Genomic DNA, 1,064 nt, shown 5'->3' with positions numbered 1-1,064 from the left:
GCCTCGCCGATCCCGCCGCAGTGATCGCGGGACTCCCGCCCGATACCCGGCCCCTGCCGACCCTCGAGGCCTACGACCAGCTTTTGAAACTCCCCGCACGCCCCACCCCGGCGACCGTCCCGCCCGCCGTGAAAGGAACAGCCTCATGACCGCACCAGCCAGTGTCACCACCACCCTGAGGCGCCGCCGCGGGATGACGGAAGAAGCCGCCAACGCAGCGATCGATGCGGCCTGCCGAAGACTTCGCCTACCCACGATCCGCGCGGTAGTTGACGAGGCCACAACGGTGGCCGAGAAAGAACAACTCAGCTACCAGGGGTACCTTGCGGAACTGCTCCTGGCCGAGGTAGATGACCGCGACCGACGTTCCTCGGTCCGGCGGGTCAAAGCTGCCGGGTTCCCCAGAGATAAATGGTTAGGCGATTTCGACTTCGACGAGAACCCCAACATCAACCCGGCCACCATCAACACCCTCGCCACCGCCGAATGGGTGCGTAAAGGACAACCTCTCTGCCTCCTCGGAGACTCCGGGACCGGTAAATCGCACCTCCTGATCGCGTTGGGCACCGCGGCTGCTGAGAAAGGCTTCCGGGTCAAATACACCCTCGCAACCCGGCTCGTGAACGAACTCGTCGAAGCCGCTGACGAGAAGAACCTCGCCCGCACCATCGCCCGCTACGGCCGGGTCGACCTCCTCGCCATCGATGAGCTGGGCTACATGGAACTCGACCGTCGAGGCGCCGAACTGCTCTTCCAAGTCCTCACCGAACGAGAAGAAAACAACTCAATCGCGATCGCGTCGAATGAGTCCTTCTCCGGTTGGGCGAAAACGTTCACCGACCCACGGCTTTGCGCTGCGATCGTTGACCGGCTCACCTTCGGCGGCACCATCATCGAGACCGGCACCCAGTCCTACCGACTCACGCACACTCAACGCCAACCAGAACACGCCTCACCCAACAGGCCCGGGGTGGGCCCGGCATAGGCCGCCCCGACACCGCTAAACGCCGAGGTGGTCTCCGCTTAGATTACCCAGGTGGTCCTGGCCTAGGTTGACATACTCA

At 63.7% G+C, this 1,064-nt stretch carries 1 protein-coding gene; it reads left to right on the top strand.

The window, feature by feature from the left end; translation table 11 throughout:
* Positions 1-145 precede the first annotated feature (145 nt).
* On the top strand, positions 146-985 hold the full coding sequence (gene istB / locus B7R21_RS19285; RefSeq protein ID WP_116284874.1) for an IS21-like element helper ATPase IstB: 840 nt from the start codon (positions 146-148) through the stop codon (positions 983-985).
* Positions 986-1,064: the final 79 nt, after the last annotated feature.

The sequence above is a fragment of the Subtercola boreus genome, assembly GCF_003399625.1.
GTDB lineage: Bacteria > Actinomycetota > Actinomycetes > Actinomycetales > Microbacteriaceae > Subtercola > Subtercola boreus_C.
Note: the sequence above shows the minus strand (reverse complement) of the source record. Positions and strands in the feature narration are given on the sequence as shown.

Coding starts and splice junctions, on each gene's coding strand:
- istB (WP_116284874.1), top strand. CDS start 146: ATGACCGCACCAGCCAGTGTCACCACCACCCTGAGGCGCCGCCGCGGG.